The following is a 14,643-nucleotide window of genomic DNA, read 5'->3' as shown; positions in this document are numbered from 1 at the left end:
CCCGAAAGACAGGTCTAAACTTGCACTTGCCATCAACGGGCAACCGATTGGGGAATGGTTCAAGAAGCAGTTTGGCAGGCTGTTTTCGTCCATCAGGAGGACTGTCGAGCCGCTTAGGAAAGGCAAGGGCATGGGATTATAAACAATGGCAATGGGAGGGTAGCAAGTTTGTGTTTGGGGCAGACCAAAACCGCTTGCTTACCCTATTACAAGCAAGTCATTTCCCATGTGCCTTTCTTCTGTCTTTGATAATCGCATCCTTATTTTCTAACGCCCATTCTATTAACGAATTAATATGTGGCAATAGAGAGCGTGTACGTTCCGTTAGCGCATATTCCACCCGTGGAGGAACTTCTGGATATACAGTACGGGTAATATAGCCGTCATCCTCCAATCCGCAGGAACCAGTACAACGAGTTGGGGCAATCCTGCGCAGGACGATTTTCTGGAGTCCATGGCAGAAGCCGCCAAAGCAGTTGCAGACCATTGTGGAGAGAACATTTTGTATATCAGCGTAGCTAACAACCTCTCGGTAGATTGTGATTGTGACTCTTCACCGGCAGATCCCGAGATGGGCGATATTGGCATTCTTGCTTCTCTCGACCCGGTCGCTCTTGACAGGGCCTGTACCGATTTGGTACGTTCATCAGAGGATCACGGGAAAATCCATCTGATTGAGCGTATTGATTCACGCCACGGGATGCATACGCTGGATCATGCCGAATCACTCGGAATGGGAAGTCAGAAATATGAATTGGTTGAACTTGATTAAATTATTATTTTATGGAAGCAGTAATTAAACTCTATTCATTAGGGTATAAACAAGCGAAAACGTACTTGGCGGCTGCGCTTTTCACCTTGGGGAATATGATTGTCCCCCAGCTTTGCCATACGGTTCATATGGGAGGTCCGACCTGGTTGCCTATCTATCTTTTCACATTAATAGGCGCCTATAAATATGGCTGGCGCGTCGGCCTGTTGACAGCGATAGCCTCACCATTGCTCAATTCCGCACTTTTCGGAATGCCTGCATTGTCTTCATTACCGGCTATTCTTCTTAAATCTGTCTTGCTTGCAGGAATAGCAGGATATACGGCACATAGATTTCAAAAGGTATCTGTCTTTCTGATGCTCGTGGTGGTATTGGGTTATCAGCTATTAGGAACATTGGGAGAATGGCTGTTGAAGGGAGATTTTTATCTGGCATCACAAGATTTCCGTATCGGCATTCCGGGGATGCTCATACAGATTTTCGGTGGATATTTGTTTGTTAAATACTTAATACATAAATAATGATGTTTGGAATTGGTACACAAGAAATTATTTTTATCATACTGATTGTTCTTCTATTCTTTGGAGGGAAGAAGATTCCGGAACTGATGAAAGGCATAGGTAAAGGTGTCCGCAGTTTTAAGGAAGGTATGAATGGGATTGAAAAAGAATTGGATGTGAAAGAAAACAATTCTTCCACAAAAAATGAATAAAAATGAGGAGAGACCATGCAGAAAACCGACATGACATTTTGGGAGCATCTGGATGTATTGAGAGTTGCAATTGTGAAGATAATCGCAGTTTCAGTAGTGTTCGGAGTTGTGGCATTTTTTTTCAAGGAACAACTGTTCGATGTAATCCTTGCTCCCAAGCAGTCGGATTTTATCACATACCGTGTGTTCAACATGATTTCATCCTGGGTTGGCGGAGGGTCAGAAGCCTTTATAGTCCGATTGATAAACACTGGTTTGGCACAGCAGTTCGTCATCCATATGAAAACAGCCCTCTGTGCTGGGATTCTGTGTACGTCTCCGTATATACTGTACCAACTGTTTTGGTTTGTTTCTCCTGCCTTATATGAAAATGAACGCAGATACGTTATGCGGGTAGTTGGAGGTGGCTATGCGATGTTTGGTATTGGAGTGCTTGTTAGTTACTTTCTGATTTTCCCGCTGACGTTTCGTTTTTTGGGAACCTACCAAGTAAGTAGAGATGTGGACAACCTCATTACGCTGGATTCCTATATCTCCACCCTTATGTTGATGTCACTAACCATGGGACTTGTTTTTGAAATACCGATTCTTTCGTGGTTGTTTGCCAAGCTTGGTTTCCTTACAGACCGTTTTATGCGTCGCTACAGGAAACACGCCATAATCATCATCCTTGTTGTTGCAGCCATTATAACACCTACGTCAGATGTCTTTACACTATTATTGGTCGCATGCCCGATGTGGCTCTTATATGAGATGAGTATTTTAATTGTAAAGAATACTTTAATTCAGAAAAATGAAATTACTGCTAAAACATAAGGTTCTATTTGGCTATGTCATTCTTTTGGCGGTCATTGGTAGCATGGCCGCCATTTTGGTATATGAACGGCAGCGGATGCGCGAAATTGAGGCTGAAACGGCAAACATAAGCCATATACGTCGTGGTATCAACACGGCTCATCGCCGTATTACGGGGCTCGCCACATTGGGTGAGGGTGTGGTAAATTGGGACAAAGCGGACTATCTGTTCTATCGTAACCGCCGACTTCAAGCCGACAGTTTATTGAACTCGCTTAAACGACACTGCCATGAATATGTACGCCCGGAACAGATAGACACTCTTCGTGCCCTGCTTGCCGCAAAGGAGACACATCTGCTGCACATAATGGAAATGTTTGAACGACGGACTGAAGCGGACAGCCTGCTGGTAAACCAGTTGCCGGAAGTGGCGAGGCGTGCGACACGTATCCGTACCATAGAACAAAAGAAAAAAGGGATTGCAGGATTCTTTGGGAAAAAAGAAGAAATGCAAGTAATGCCATCCGCCAAAGAACTGTACGTTTTCAGCGACAGCCTGATAGCCATACAGCAAAGGCAAGCGAGCGAAATGGATATTTATGCCGACAGCCTCCGTATGCGCAATAGGGAATTGAACAGGACATTGAACAAACTTATAAATGACCTCGACGAACAGGCACAGACTGCCTTTTCACAAAGAGAGTTAAAAATGGCAGAAGCAGAGAAAATGTCGTTCTTTTTAATGGCAGGAGTAATCGGCATGGCCATCATCCTGCTCATCATTTCGCACCTTATCATCATGCGTGACCTTAACCGCAGGGAAAGGGACAAGGCAGAACTGGAAGATACGGCAGCACAAAACCGTACACTCTCCGACATGCGCAAGAAAATAATCATCACACTTTCCCATGACATACGAGGACCTCTCAATGCCATCAGTGGCAGTGCTGAACTGGCCATGGATACTCGTGACCGTAAACGCCGCAATGCCTATCTCGGAAACATCCTTGAATCATCACGTCATATCACCCGGCTTGCCAACAGCCTGCTTGACCTCTCCCGTCTGGACGATGCAAAGGAGACCCTGAACGAAATTCCTTTCCATCTTGAATCCTTTCTGGAAAGTATCGCTGAAGAATACACACGCAAGGCGAACGACAAAGGATTGATGTTTGACAAGGCTTTTATGGGTTGCGGCATCACCGCCTTTGGCGATGCAGACCGCATAAGACAGATAGTGGTCAATATTCTGGAGAATGCTGTAAAATTCACCCGTACAGGATATATCAAGTTTATGGCAAGTCATGAAGACGGTACTCTTTCAGTACAGGTCAAAGATACGGGGATAGGAATGGACGAGAATACCGCACAACGCATTTTTCAGCCCTTTGAACGGGCTGCTCCTGATTTGGATTCAGAAGGCTTCGGACTGGGACTTTCCATTACCAAGGGGCTGGTGACCCTGTTCGGAGGAAGTATATCGGTTTCGAGCCAGATTGGTAAAGGCAGCGAATTCAAGGTAGAAATCCCGCTTAGACAAACCGATGAGCCTGCAAAAGACAATTCCCAACCGGATGCAGGAAGTCTCAGACTTCCGCGACGGGTTCTTGTAGTCGATGACGATCCGATACAATTGCGCAACACCGTTGAAATGATGGAACGGAGCGGTATCTCATGCCGAGCCTGTACCAATGCACAGGAAGTGGTCAAAGCATTGAGAACCGGAGAATACGACCTGCTGCTGACCGATATACAGATGCGTGGTACAGGAGGTTTTGCCCTGTTGCATCTGCTACGCCTTTCCAACATAGGAAATTCACGGACAATTCCCATAGCTGCAATGACCGCCCGTAACGATGGTGATACAGACCGCTATATTCAGGCTGGATTTGCCGGCTGTATCCACAAACCGTTCTATACAAGAGACCTGCTCGAATTTCTCTCGTCACTCATTGGACAGGACAGAACTATGGACAATCATTCTCCAGATTTCGAGGCTCTGTATGTCACTACGGGAGATGAACGCTGGACTTTGGAGACTTTTATAGAGGAATCCAATAGGAACAGTTCTGACTTGCTGGATTCTTTGAGTCAGGAAAAGCCCGACCGGAAGCGGATATGGGAAACTCTGCACAGGATGTACCCGATGTGGGAGCAATTGGGAATAGCCCATGAGCTGGAACCGTACAGCTATGAACATTATGCGGAAGATACGGATGAGCCAACATTCCGCAATGATGTGGAAAGAATTGTCAGAAGAATAGACCGGCTGATATCTGAGACAAAAAGCCGATTATCGGAAATGGACGGACATAATTAAATGAAAACATGAATGAAATACAGAATACTGATAGTTGAAGACAACATCATGCTTGCCGGGCAACAGAAAAAATGGTTGGAAAAATCCGGTTATGAAGCAGAGATAACAATAGATGAACCAGGGGCACGAAAACTGCTCAAGAAAGAAAGTTTCGACCTTGTGCTGTCCGACGTACGCCTGCCGGAGGGGGATGGTATATCTTTGCTTGAATGGATGCGGAAAGAAAGGCTGGACATTCCTTTCATTATCATGACAGGATATGCCTCTGTACCGGGTGCTGTGCAAGCCATAAAACTGGGAGCCAAAGACTATCTGGCAAAACCGGTACAAATGGACGAACTACAGAGACAACTGAAAGACATTTTCCACCCTCGTTCCGTAATATGTGACAAGGACAAGGGCTTGCTACCCAGAAACAGCCTTCAGATGAAAGAAATCGAACATCTGGTCAAGACAGTTGCGCCGTTTGATATTTCGGTACTCATACTCGGTCCGAACGGCGCAGGAAAAGAATCGGTGGCACAGCGTATCCACTATATAGGAGAACGGAGGGATATGCCGTTTGTCGCCGTGAATTGTGGGGTTATACCCAAGGAACTCGCACCTTCACTCTTCTTCGGACACATAAAAGGTACATTTACCGGCGCCGACACCAATAAGGACGGGTATTTTGAAATGGCGAAAGGCGGCACCCTTTTCCTTGACGAGATAGGTACACTGTCTGTTGAAGTCCAGGCTATGCTCTTGCGAGTGCTTCAGGAGGGTACATACATCCCAATAGGTGGCAACAGGGAAAAGCGGGCTGACGTCAGGATTGTAGCCGCCACAAACGAGGATCTTCAACTTGCCATACAGGAAAAACGGTTCAGGGAAGACCTATACCACCGGCTATGCGAATTCGAGATTGTCATGCCTTCCCTGCACGAATGTCCTGAAGATATCCTGCCGTTGGCAAACCATTTCAGGAAGAAATTTTCCGGAGAACTAAAAAGACCAACCGAGGGATTCAGCCCTGAAGCGGAACAACTGCTTCTCTCTTACCATTGGCCGGGAAATGTGCGGGAACTGCATAACAGAATAAGAAGGGCGGTACTCATGACCAAACAGCCAGTCATTGGGATAACCGACATAAACATTAAACCAGAAGCAACAACTGAAGAGATCAATCTTTTCCCTGAGAATGATGCGGAAGAGAAACACTCGATAGTACAGGCTTTAAAAATCACACGTGGAAATCGCAAACATGCCGCAGCAATGCTACACATCGATCCCTCCACACTATACCGTAAAATGAAAAAATATGGATTAAATAGTAAATAGCAGACATTTTACATCCCTATAAGGAATAAAATGCTTATATTTGCAGATAATCGGAAACCTTACGGTTGGATTTCCGATTAAAAACATAAGAAAAGTAAATCGGCGGTGCTTGAAGCTTTGCCGAATGTTACAACATAAGTCGCAAGACGTCTCAGGTAGAAATCTGGTAAATTTCAAATTGTAGAGACAATTGCGTGTAGCTTATGCTATATCCTATAGCGTGAGCTCATGCATGATTCTACAATGGGCTTACCAGAGCCTCTACCTGATAGTGCGTGAGTTTCACGCTTTTCATTTAGAGGAAAAAAGGTATGGCCAAGTTACAGGTTTTAATAGCAATGACATTAGATGGTTCCATTCCGGCAGAGGACGACCCATTATTGCAATGGATGAGAGACAACAAGGACGGATTTTCATACGGGCGCGACAAATGTACTCGCCGACTCTATCCGGGTTATCCGCTTGTGGATCTCATGTGCGAGAAAGACATGTCAGACCCATCCATCCTTTATCAAGCCGAGATACATGACGAAGAAAGCATAGAATTTTTGCGTGGTCTCTCTGTTTATCATCTCATAGATGAAATGATTATTTTCCTATTTCCTTCCACTCGTCCGAACCACAAATCCGTCTCAAAATATTTGCCACGTGGAGAGTGGAAAACCGTAAAATCCAAAACATTCAAAAATGGAATTTGTCGCCTGATTTATTGCAAAACATTGCAATAACAGATTGCACGCTCTTGCATTTGCAATACCCCAATCAGCCTCGATTTTTCGCGGCTGATTTTTTATTTCTCTGTTTTTCAGCAATTTGCCGTATCATTATGTAGCAATATGCTCCGTTGGTCCACGTTTTGGCCTATATCAAATGAAACCTGTTGCGCAACACGGTGTAAATAACGGAATTATTACACTAAAAACAGAATTCATTATGATACAGATAGACAGGGAGACATTCCAGATGATGCTCCAGAAGATAATGGAACGGTTCGACAGAATCGATGACAGGCTGAACCGCATGAACCGGCAGACGGCCGCCCTTGAAGGGGACAAGCTGCTCGACAACCAGGACATGTGCGAACTGCTTGGCGTTACAAAGCGTACCCTTGCCCGTTACCGCCAGAAGAAACTGGTTACCTATTACATGATTGACGGGCGGACCTACTATAAGGCTTCGGAGGTGCAGGAGTTTCTTAACCGGAAAGGGAAAGTCCTGCCCCTAAGAATAAAGAAAGAACTCGGTCTTCAACCCTAATCAGATGACGGTATGGAAATTATATGTATAGACAAGCGGATTTTCGACGAGTTGATTGTCCGGCTCAGTGAGATAGAGAAAAAAGTAACCCGCCTGTGCAGTCCTGCAAAAGATGCGGGCCTGAAGAAATGGATGGACAACCGGGACGTGTGCGAGGTCCTCCGCATATCCAAACGCACGCTTCAGGTCTACCGGGAAAAGGGTCTGTTGCCTTACACCCGAATCAAGAACAAGATTTTCTACAGGCCGGAGGATGTGCAGAAGCTGTTGGAATCAAGTGATCACCCTCAAAGAAAAAAGCCATGAGTTACGATCTTATTAACAAGCAGGACCCGCGGATTGATGCCATTTTCGAAAGTCTGGAAAAGATGGAGCAAATGATTGATGGACTACAGACGGCACCAAAGCCGGCATTTCACGGTGATTATTTCATCACGGACGAGGAGCTGTCGAAAGTATTGAAGGTCAGCAGGCGTACCCTGCAGGAATACCGTACCCTCGGCGTGATACCTTATTACCTTGTACAGGGAAAAGCCCTTTATAAAGAGTCGGACATACAAAAAGTTCTTGACGACGCTTATAAAAGATGCAGGGAAGAACAGCGATGGGTATGATACGGAACTAAAGAAACGACCTCATTACAAGGTCGTTTCTTTGTTGTCTGACAATTGGTATCCGAATTTCCGTCTCCGTTTTCTGGCAATAACCTCTTCTTCATACAGACCGGAAATCCGGTTCATACCAGTTTCTTTCAGCCGTTTCATATCCTCGTCCACTTTCCGGTCAGTCACCTTGGCATAGAGCTGCGTAGTCTCAATCCGCATGTGTCCCATCATTTTACCGACTGTTTCGATTGGAACACCCAATGAAAGGGTTATATGCGTCCCAAAATTGTGACGTGCCTTATGAAATGTAAGTTCAAATCCGTAAACTTCACCTAACTGACGGGTAAGCATAATGAAATATTCACGACTGTACAGATTAAAAACCTTGTCATCCTTTCTCTGTTCCCGGTATTTTTCGATTATCTTCAACGGAATATCCAGCAACCGGACGGAAGACAGTGTCCCTGTTTTCTGGCGGTGGATATGAATCCACCACGAACCGTCTTCAGACTGGGTGATGTCACTGACAGCCAACTTTTTCAGATCCGTATAGGCCAGTCCAGTAAAGGTGGAAAAGATGAACATGTCCCTGACAAACTGAAGCTGTGGTTTCTCGACAGGTGTCGTAAGTAGTGTCTTCAGGTCTTCCAGCTTCAGATGGCGACTTTTCCGTTTGGGCAGTTCCGGATGGAGACGGCAGTACGGGTCACGACGTATCGTTCCCTGACTGACGGCCCGCATGGTCATCTTTTTCAGCCTGTAAAGATGTTCATGCACGCTTTTCGGGCTTAAATTCCTGTCTGTTCTGAGAAACAGCTCAAAGTCGTCGTAGAATACACGGTCAAGACTACGTAGCAGTACATCCTCTACGCCACGTTTTTCCTGAACGAAAACCGAAAGGTGTTTGTATGAACGTAGGTAAGAGTCATAAGTTTCTTTTATCCGGTCTATTCCAATACGTTTTTTGAACTCCTCATTATGCTCCCGGAAAAGAGCCAGGAGGGTAAGCGGCTTCTGTCCAACTCCCATCACGGCGTTCTTTACCTGTTCCGCGGTGATGAATCCCAGGCTGTTCTTTATCCGCCTGTAATGCTCTTTGATTTCTTTAGTCAGATCATCTATGGCCCGGTTGACGGTAAGGGCATTCACACTGCGTCCATCAGCCCGTCCATTTTCAGAATTCCATATGGCTGGGTTGACGGATACTTTTGTGCCTATCTGTTCCCACTTGGCATCTATGCTTATCTTGCACAGCAACTGGCACGTTCCGTCCTTGCGGATTTTCGTGCGGTTTATGTAAAATAATATTGCAAACGTGCTACGATGCCTAATTTCTGTATTGTTAGTTTTCCCTTTCATAATCTTGTACTTTTATCTGGTTATCAAATGACTACAGAAAACCTTTCGGCAATCTTTTTATTCAATGCTCTCGTATCTGTATCTATCTTATTATCTGTCACCTTTGCATAATGCTGTGTGGTTTCAATACGGCTGTGTCCCAACATTTTACTGACCGTCTCCAACGGGACTCCATGCGAAAGGGTAATTTCTGTCGCATAGGTATGCCGAGCTGCATGAAAAACCAAATTACGCTCTATATGGCAAATTTCGGCGATACGCTTCAAATAACGATTCAACGAACTGTTGGAATACATGGGGAGAAGCTTTCCCTCAGGGGCCATATCACGATATTTTTCAATGATATGAAACGGCAGTTCCATAAGGGGAATTTCAAAATCAACCCCTGTTTTTTTGCGAGAACTTCTGATCCACCAGGTACCATCTTCCGCGAGAGAAAGATTTTCATTTGTCAGCAGACGCATGTCGCTGTATGGAATACCCGTATAACAGGAAAACAAAAACATATCTCTCACATGATAAAGAATCTGATCATGGAGAGGTGTTGTCATAATCCTGTTTAATTCTTCAGCAGTGAGATATTTCTGTTCCTGTTTCGGATGTACCGGTTCATATCCGACAAACGGGAATACTGTTATTATACCGTCTGCAATAGCTTCTCCGACAATTGTTTTTAGTTGTACAGTAAGATTGACTATTGTTCCCGAGGCCAAACAACGTTCCGTACGTAGATACAAGTCGTATTTTTCAATGAAGGAACGGTCCAATGCTGCAAAAGGGATATCTGACAGCCTATATTGCATCTGTAAAAAACGTACCAGATGATTGTAAGAATTGCGGTAAGCCCTCAAAGTCTTTTCCGTTCGATTGACTCCTACACGTTTCTCGAAATTGTTAATAAAAAGTCTGAAATAGCTCAACAGGGTTTCCTGTTCCGAAGCCATACCCAGAAGTTGATGCTTTACATCTTCAGCTGTTACCGACTCACGGATTGCAGACTGTTCTGTATAGATGCTAAGTGCAGCTGCACGTATTTCATCCAGTCTGTTGTTAATTTCCCTGGCCGCAACACTTTTCCCACACGCTCGTCCGGATGACCATAATGATTGTGGCACACGCAGCTTTACACTGAAAGCTGTTTCAGAGTGTTTGCCAACAATGAGCCGTGCCATCACGGGACAGTTCCCACTGGCATCCGCCTCGCTCTTTTTAAGGTAGAACGAAACCTTCACATCTTTCTGATTCATAACCTGTTCCATTGTTTGCAAAATTAATGGAGACAGAGTTGATCATCGGCATGTTAAATATCGTCAGACATCGACAAAGTTATCATCATTGACTTACAGAACCTATATTTTTCATATCTCAAAAAAAATAAGTACCTTCGTTAAGCCAAAATGATGAAACTGCGTTCTTTACGGTCGGAACAGGAAGGATTTTCAAACAACTCCATGCAACCGGAATGGGCAACGGATAGGTAGCAATTTTTCTGCTTAACTATTCAAAAAACGGCTTCAAAGCACACTTTTACGAATGTGGAATAATGCTGCATATATCCCTGAAAAACCAATAGTTTACATTATTCTTCCTTAATCCATCCGAAATCGGGCGAGTTTTCCGTATATTTGTGATGTAAGAATTCTACATCTTACCACAATAAGGCTATATGCCGAAGGTTTTCAACCTACCGTCTCCGCGTACTCCGTGGAGACTTTTTTATATCCTGTCAGAACCTGAAATTCGATCGTTCTCTTTTAGTTTGTCCACCCTCACGACGCCAACCGACGCCAACCACTGCCACATCTCCTTGTGAGCGAAACTTTTGAGGGGCGGCGCGCGTTATCCGAGTGCAAGCTTGCAGGAATAAAGATTCATAAACCGGGAAAAAGATGAAACGCCGTGCCTTTCGGATTCGGGACCGCTGAATGTTCGGCGTCCCCATCCACACAGAGTGCAACTCACAGAGGCGGGTTGCCGGAATGTTGAACCAAACAGAAAAGAAGACCATGGAAAAGATCGTATGTATCGGGGAGCGGAGTTGGCAGCGGCTCCTCGAACGGGTGGAACACCTCTCCGCCCTTGCCCAACGCCTGGAACGCCGTTTGACGCCATCGCAGGACGACGGGTGATTGGACAGCGAAGAGGTGTGCCGGGCGCTGAATATCACCAAACGCACGCTGCAGAGCTGCCGGGAGCGTGGTGCGATTCCCAGCTCGCGTCTGGGCGGTAAATTCTACTACCGGCGCCGGGACCTCGCCGCATGGCTCTCCCATAAAACCGTTCAAACGCGATAGCCATGCCGCTGGATTATCTCAACGAAGCGAGCGACGAGGTACTGCGCTTGTTCGCACGACTGGACGGCGTGGAACTCACACTACGGAAGGCCTCCGAGGAGCACCGCCCGATGATCGGCGAAGAACGCTGCCTGACCGGCGAGGAGGTCTGCACACGCCTGCACCTCTCACCGCGCACCTTGCAGACGCTGCGGGACCGGCGGCAGATCCCCTTTACGGTACTAGGCAACCGCCTGTTGCTCTATCCCGAATCGGGGATCCGGGCAGTCCTTGACCGCAACCTTCGGCCGGCTGCTGACGAGTTTCCGCGTTGATGGAGGCAGGACCGAAACCGCTGAGTCGGACTCATCCCGTATCGAATCAACAAACGAAAATCGTTTCACCCTTTTATGCTGCGGCAAGGCGGACCTTGTCGCAGCATTTTTTGAGATGCGGGCCGCTTATGCCTCGGACTGATTCCGGTACTCGTTCGGCGTCATGCCCGTGGCTCGCTTGAAGACCCGCGTGAAGTGCTGCGGATACTGGAATCCCAGTCCGTAGGCGACTTCGCTGATGCTGTGTGACGGCATCAGAAGCCGTTCCCGGGCCAGACTGATGATCTTGTGCTGGATGTATTCCCGGGCCGTTTTGCCGGTTTCGCGCTTGATGAGGTCACTGAAGTAGTTGGGCGACAGGTACAGCTCGCCGGCACAGTATTTCACCGTCGGCAGCCCCTTGCGCAGGGCATTGTCCGCCGTGAAGTAGGCGTTGAGCAACGACTCGAAACGGGTCAGAATGTCGCGGTTGGCCTGTTGTCGGGTGATGAACTGCCGCTCGTAGAAGCGCAGGCAATAGTCCAGCAGCAGTTCGATCTGGGTGACCAGCAGCCGCCGGCTCATGCGGTCGACATCGTGGCCGAGCTCCTCGCGGATAGCCGTCAGGCAGTTGATGAAGGTCGTGCGCTCACGCTCGGAGAGGTGCAGCGCCTCGTTGACCTCGTAGGAGAAGAAGGTGTACTCGCCGATATGGCGTCCGAGGTGGGTGCCGCGGATCAGGTCGGGGTGGAAGCAGAGCGCATAGCCTCGGGGTTGGAACTCCTCGCCCGTGTCCTCGATGCCGATGACCTGTCCGGGGGCGAGGCAGACGACCGAACCCTTCTGATAATCGTAGCGCTGGCGGCCGTAGATCAGGTCGCAATTCTTCTCGTCCTTGAGGAATACCACGTAGAAGCTGAACGTATGCCGCATGTGGTGCATGGGCCGGGCCTTCGCAAGGTCGATCACGCTCACCAGCGGATGCAGCGTCTCCACGCCGAGCAGGTCGTTGTATTCGGTGATGGTCTCGATATTCAACAGCGTCTTCTCCATAGGGACGGATTTACAGGTTTCGTCTCGCAAAGTTAGCAATTCCGACCGGGTTTTCACCCTCGCTACGGCAGGATCGGTGGATATGTGAAGCCTTTCCGTGTTTTGTATAATCCCGCGACGACGTGCGCGGCGTAATTTTGCCGTTGGAATCCAACCAACAGTTATTCACAGACATGAAACAGACAAAAAAACGAGTTTTGATTGCGGCTCTCCTGCTTGCGGCTGTCGGGAGTGTCGAAGCCCGGACGCAGCACGACAACCTTCCCGGTGTGCCGCAGACAGAGGCCTGGACCGTGACGCCCGTCGATACGACGAGCGGCGTTCTGGTCCGCAAGGTGTCGTTCCTGCGCAGCAACCAGATCGTGCTGGTCGGCAACCTCTTTCTGCCCGCAGGGTTTGACCCCCAAAAGCGCTATCCGGCTATTCTGAGCATTCACCCCGCCGGCAGCGTCAAGGAGCAGTCGGCCGGATTGTATGCCTTCCGGTTGGCCGAAAACGGTTTTGTGACACTGGCCTTCGATGCCGCCTATGCCGGGGAGAGCGGCGGTACGCCACACTATTCCGAGGCCCCGTACGAGCGGGTCGAGGATATTCGCTATGCCGTCGATTATCTGGTGACGCTGCCTTTCGTGGATGAGCACCGCATCGGAGCCCTCGGCCTGTGTGCCGGCGGCGGATATGTCATCGCTACGGCGCCGACCGAACGCCGCATCCGGGCCGTGGCCGGAGTGAGTGCCGCGGATATCGGCGCTGCCAATCGCGAGGGGTGGCTGCGCGGACGTACGGTCGAGGAGCAGATCGCCCTGCTGGAGGAGGTCTCCGAACAGCGGACCCGTGAAGCGCGGGGCGCGGAGTTGATGAAGGTCTATATGTGTCCCGAACCGACCGCGGAGACCGCACCCTCGTTCCGCGAGGGGTATGACTACTACCGCACGGCACGTGCCTGGCACCCACGGGCCGACAATCGCTATCTGCGCCGCAGTCAGGTGACGAAGATGGCCTTCTCGGCCATCGAAAACAGCTACCTGCTGACACAGCCCGTGCTGCTGATCGTCGGCGACCGGGCCGATTCCGAGTGGCAGACCGAGCGTCTCTACCAGGCGCTGCCCGGGCCGGACAAGGAGATCTATACAATCCCGGGCTATTCGCACATCGATCTTTACGATCGTCCCGGTGCCGTTGACCCGGCCATCGAGAAGCTGACGGCCTTTTTCAAACGCACCTTGCCATGAGACCCTCCATGAAGCGAATCGGAGCGACGCTGACCGCTCTGCTGCTGGCCGTATCGCTGCCGGCATTCACACACGCACAGAACACATTGGTAAAAGAGAGACACATGAATACGAAAAAGATTTTGGTGGCCTTCTTCTCGCGCGCCGGGGAGAATTACGCCGTAGGCCACATCGAACAGGGGAACACTCACATTGTGGCGGAGATGATCGCCTCCGCAACAGGCGGAACCCTCTTCCGCATCGAGCCGGCAACACCTTATCCCGATGATTATCGGGCCTGCACGGAGGTGGCCCAACGGGAAAAGCGGTCAAAGGCCCGTCCGGCACTCGTCGGAGATATTGCGGAGGAGGAGTATGACGTCATTTTCCTCGGGTATCCCAACTGGTGGGGCGATCTGCCGATGTGCGTCTACACGTTTCTGGAGCAGCACGACTGGCAGGGCAAGGTCGTCATTCCCTTCTGCACGCACGAAGGGAGCGGTCTTTCCGATACGGAGAACCGGCTGCGGGAGGCTTGTCGGGGCGCTTCGGTGCTGAACGGGCTGGCCGTGCGAGGCTCCGCGGCGCAGAACGAGCGGGAGAAGGCCCGGAAGCAGGTGCTGGAGTGGTTGAAACAGTTGAAATATTGAGG

At 48.7% G+C, this 14,643-nt stretch carries 17 protein-coding genes and 2 pseudogenes; 15 read left to right on the top strand and 4 right to left on the bottom strand.

Annotated elements, in window-relative coordinates; all coding sequences use genetic code 11:
- Window positions 1-217: 217 nt before the first annotated feature.
- Window positions 218-394, bottom strand: a pseudogene (locus B5E60_RS12740) (winged helix-turn-helix transcriptional regulator); the annotation flags it as partial.
- Here B5E60_RS12740 and B5E60_RS12735 point away from each other — a divergent pair.
- The 10 genes and pseudogenes from B5E60_RS12735 to B5E60_RS12690 all read left to right on the top strand — a co-directional run.
- A pseudogene (locus B5E60_RS12735) lies at window positions 359-772 on the top strand (DUF362 domain-containing protein); the annotation flags it as partial. The pseudogenes B5E60_RS12740 and B5E60_RS12735 overlap by 36 nt on opposite strands.
- 11 nt (window positions 773-783) lie before the next feature.
- Window positions 784-1,293 carry an ECF transporter S component gene (locus B5E60_RS12730; protein WP_087312202.1) on the top strand — a complete coding sequence of 170 codons (510 nt, stop codon included), beginning with the start codon at window positions 784-786 and terminating at the stop codon, window positions 1,291-1,293.
- Window positions 1,293-1,484, top strand: a complete 192-nt coding sequence (locus B5E60_RS12725) for a Sec-independent protein translocase subunit TatA/TatB (RefSeq protein ID WP_018711874.1) — start codon at window positions 1,293-1,295, stop codon at window positions 1,482-1,484. Before B5E60_RS12730 ends, B5E60_RS12725 begins: the two co-directional genes overlap by 1 nt.
- A gap of 15 nt (window positions 1,485-1,499) precedes the next feature.
- Window positions 1,500-2,300, top strand: a complete 801-nt coding sequence (tatC, locus tag B5E60_RS12720; protein ID WP_087312200.1) for a twin-arginine translocase subunit TatC — start codon at window positions 1,500-1,502, stop codon at window positions 2,298-2,300.
- Entirely contained in the window at window positions 2,278-4,599 is a 2,322-nt protein-coding gene (locus B5E60_RS12715; RefSeq protein ID WP_239403347.1) for a hybrid sensor histidine kinase/response regulator, read from the top strand. The genes tatC and B5E60_RS12715 overlap by 23 nt, the downstream gene beginning before the upstream one ends.
- Before the next feature lie 12 nt (window positions 4,600-4,611).
- Complete coding sequence (locus B5E60_RS12710; RefSeq protein ID WP_087312198.1) at window positions 4,612-5,919, top strand: sigma-54-dependent transcriptional regulator; 1,308 nt, start codon at window positions 4,612-4,614, stop codon at window positions 5,917-5,919.
- 311 nt (window positions 5,920-6,230) lie between these two features.
- A complete protein-coding gene (locus tag B5E60_RS12705) occupies window positions 6,231-6,647 on the top strand; it encodes a hypothetical protein (protein WP_087312196.1) in 417 nt (138 codons plus the stop codon).
- Between the two features lie 205 nt (window positions 6,648-6,852).
- Window positions 6,853-7,176: a helix-turn-helix domain-containing protein gene (locus B5E60_RS12700; protein WP_055172802.1), complete on the top strand. Its 324-nt coding sequence runs from the start codon at window positions 6,853-6,855 to the stop codon at window positions 7,174-7,176.
- Between the two features lie 12 nt (window positions 7,177-7,188).
- On the top strand, window positions 7,189-7,482 hold the full coding sequence (locus tag B5E60_RS12695; protein ID WP_087312194.1) for a helix-turn-helix domain-containing protein: 294 nt from the start codon (window positions 7,189-7,191) through the stop codon (window positions 7,480-7,482).
- Window positions 7,479-7,790 carry a helix-turn-helix domain-containing protein gene (locus tag B5E60_RS12690; protein ID WP_087312192.1) on the top strand — a complete coding sequence of 104 codons (312 nt, stop codon included), beginning with the start codon at window positions 7,479-7,481 and terminating at the stop codon, window positions 7,788-7,790. The genes B5E60_RS12695 and B5E60_RS12690 overlap by 4 nt, the downstream gene beginning before the upstream one ends.
- 24 nt (window positions 7,791-7,814) lie before the next feature.
- Here the strand turns inward: B5E60_RS12690 and B5E60_RS12685 are convergent, their stop codons facing one another.
- Both B5E60_RS12685 and B5E60_RS12680 read right to left on the bottom strand, forming a co-directional pair.
- Entirely contained in the window at window positions 7,815-9,140 is a 1,326-nt protein-coding gene (locus B5E60_RS12685) for a site-specific integrase (protein ID WP_087312190.1), read from the bottom strand.
- Between the two features lie 23 nt (window positions 9,141-9,163).
- Complete coding sequence (locus B5E60_RS12680; RefSeq protein WP_087312214.1) at window positions 9,164-10,387, bottom strand: site-specific integrase; 1,224 nt, start codon at window positions 10,385-10,387, stop codon at window positions 9,164-9,166.
- Window positions 10,388-11,146: 759 nt separating this feature from the next.
- On the opposite strand from B5E60_RS12680, the gene B5E60_RS14365 reads away from it, so the two are divergent.
- From B5E60_RS14365 to B5E60_RS12665, 3 genes are read left to right on the top strand one after another with little or no spacing between them, the layout of a single operon-like run.
- Complete coding sequence (locus tag B5E60_RS14365) at window positions 11,147-11,269, top strand: hypothetical protein (RefSeq protein WP_262481288.1); 123 nt, start codon at window positions 11,147-11,149, stop codon at window positions 11,267-11,269.
- Entirely contained in the window at window positions 11,270-11,434 is a 165-nt protein-coding gene (locus tag B5E60_RS12670) for a helix-turn-helix domain-containing protein (RefSeq protein WP_087312186.1), read from the top strand.
- Between the two features lie 2 nt (window positions 11,435-11,436).
- On the top strand, window positions 11,437-11,748 hold the full coding sequence (locus B5E60_RS12665; protein WP_087312184.1) for a helix-turn-helix domain-containing protein: 312 nt from the start codon (window positions 11,437-11,439) through the stop codon (window positions 11,746-11,748).
- A 126-nt stretch (window positions 11,749-11,874) separates the two neighbouring features.
- Here B5E60_RS12665 and B5E60_RS12660 read toward each other — a convergent pair whose 3' ends face one another.
- Window positions 11,875-12,780, bottom strand: a complete 906-nt coding sequence (locus tag B5E60_RS12660; RefSeq protein WP_087312182.1) for a helix-turn-helix domain-containing protein — start codon at window positions 12,778-12,780, stop codon at window positions 11,875-11,877.
- Between the two features lie 173 nt (window positions 12,781-12,953).
- On the opposite strand from B5E60_RS12660, the gene B5E60_RS12655 reads away from it, so the two are divergent.
- Window positions 12,954-14,012, top strand: coding sequence for an alpha/beta hydrolase (locus tag B5E60_RS12655; RefSeq protein WP_087312180.1), 1,059 nt, complete (start codon window positions 12,954-12,956; stop codon window positions 14,010-14,012).
- Window positions 14,009-14,641 (top strand): flavodoxin, encoded by a 633-nt coding sequence (locus B5E60_RS12650; protein ID WP_239403346.1) that lies wholly within the window; start codon window positions 14,009-14,011, stop codon window positions 14,639-14,641. The genes B5E60_RS12655 and B5E60_RS12650 overlap by 4 nt, the downstream gene beginning before the upstream one ends.
- The last annotated feature ends 2 nt before the right edge of the window (window positions 14,642-14,643 follow it).

It is taken from the genome of Alistipes sp. An116, assembly GCF_002161005.1.
Classification (GTDB): domain Bacteria; phylum Bacteroidota; class Bacteroidia; order Bacteroidales; family Rikenellaceae; genus Alistipes; species Alistipes megaguti.
The sequence above is the reverse complement of the archived record's forward strand: the minus strand, read 5'-3'. Positions and strand labels throughout refer to the sequence as shown.

What these genes read in the sequence shown, in the direction of transcription:
- B5E60_RS12695 (WP_087312194.1), top strand. Translation starts at nt 7,189, where the DNA reads ATGGAAATTATATGTATAGACAAGCGGATTTTCGACGAGTTGATTGTC.
- B5E60_RS12680 (WP_087312214.1), bottom strand. Translation starts at nt 10,387, where the DNA reads ATGAATCAGAAAGATGTGAAGGTTTCGTTCTACCTTAAAAAGAGCGAG.
- B5E60_RS12665 (WP_087312184.1), top strand. Translation starts at nt 11,437, where the DNA reads ATGCCGCTGGATTATCTCAACGAAGCGAGCGACGAGGTACTGCGCTTG.
- B5E60_RS12655 (WP_087312180.1), top strand. Translation starts at nt 12,954, where the DNA reads ATGAAACAGACAAAAAAACGAGTTTTGATTGCGGCTCTCCTGCTTGCG.
- B5E60_RS12700 (WP_055172802.1), top strand. Translation starts at nt 6,853, where the DNA reads ATGATACAGATAGACAGGGAGACATTCCAGATGATGCTCCAGAAGATA.
- B5E60_RS12690 (WP_087312192.1), top strand. Translation starts at nt 7,479, where the DNA reads ATGAGTTACGATCTTATTAACAAGCAGGACCCGCGGATTGATGCCATT.
- B5E60_RS14365 (WP_262481288.1), top strand. Translation starts at nt 11,147, where the DNA reads ATGGAAAAGATCGTATGTATCGGGGAGCGGAGTTGGCAGCGGCTCCTC.
- B5E60_RS12705 (WP_087312196.1), top strand. Translation starts at nt 6,231, where the DNA reads ATGGCCAAGTTACAGGTTTTAATAGCAATGACATTAGATGGTTCCATT.
- B5E60_RS12650 (WP_239403346.1), top strand. Translation starts at nt 14,009, where the DNA reads ATGAGACCCTCCATGAAGCGAATCGGAGCGACGCTGACCGCTCTGCTG.
- B5E60_RS12725 (WP_018711874.1), top strand. Translation starts at nt 1,293, where the DNA reads ATGATGTTTGGAATTGGTACACAAGAAATTATTTTTATCATACTGATT.
- B5E60_RS12685 (WP_087312190.1), bottom strand. Translation starts at nt 9,140, where the DNA reads ATGAAAGGGAAAACTAACAATACAGAAATTAGGCATCGTAGCACGTTT.
- tatC (WP_087312200.1), top strand. Translation starts at nt 1,500, where the DNA reads ATGCAGAAAACCGACATGACATTTTGGGAGCATCTGGATGTATTGAGA.
- B5E60_RS12715 (WP_239403347.1), top strand. Translation starts at nt 2,278, where the DNA reads ATGAAATTACTGCTAAAACATAAGGTTCTATTTGGCTATGTCATTCTT.
- B5E60_RS12730 (WP_087312202.1), top strand. Translation starts at nt 784, where the DNA reads ATGGAAGCAGTAATTAAACTCTATTCATTAGGGTATAAACAAGCGAAA.
- B5E60_RS12710 (WP_087312198.1), top strand. Translation starts at nt 4,612, where the DNA reads ATGAAATACAGAATACTGATAGTTGAAGACAACATCATGCTTGCCGGG.
- B5E60_RS12660 (WP_087312182.1), bottom strand. Translation starts at nt 12,780, where the DNA reads ATGGAGAAGACGCTGTTGAATATCGAGACCATCACCGAATACAACGAC.